1 protein-coding gene is annotated in these 294 nt (G+C 61.6%); it reads right to left on the bottom strand.

Annotation, left to right across the window (positions count from 1 at the left end; translation table 11 throughout):
- A partial coding sequence (locus L981_RS32600; RefSeq protein ID WP_043626858.1) for a 4Fe-4S dicluster domain-containing protein occupies nt 1-294 on the bottom strand: 294 nt, incomplete at both ends.

The following is a 294-nucleotide window of genomic DNA, read 5'->3' as shown; positions in this document are numbered from 1 at the left end:
TGTCGTGTTCGGAGCGCTTCTGCAGCTCCATGTCCTTCACCTTGAGGTGGACCGGCTGGTCCTCCTCATGGTTGGTATTCGACAGGAACACCGAGGACAGCCGATCGAAGGTCAGCACCCCATCCGGCTTCGGATAATCGATCTTCTGGTGCTGGGCGGCCGGCTCGAGTGACTGCGCATCGGTTAGCCCGTGCTTCAGCGTGCCGAAGAACGAGAAGCCGAACAGCTGGTTGGTCCACATGTCCAAGCCGCCGAGCCCAACGCCGATCGCCGTGCCGAACTTCGACCACAGCG

Origin of the sequence: Ensifer sp. ZNC0028 (assembly GCF_000799055.1) — a bacterium.
Taxonomy (GTDB): Bacteria; Pseudomonadota; Alphaproteobacteria; order Rhizobiales; family Rhizobiaceae; genus Ensifer.
This window is presented reverse-complemented; position numbering and strand designations above follow the sequence as displayed.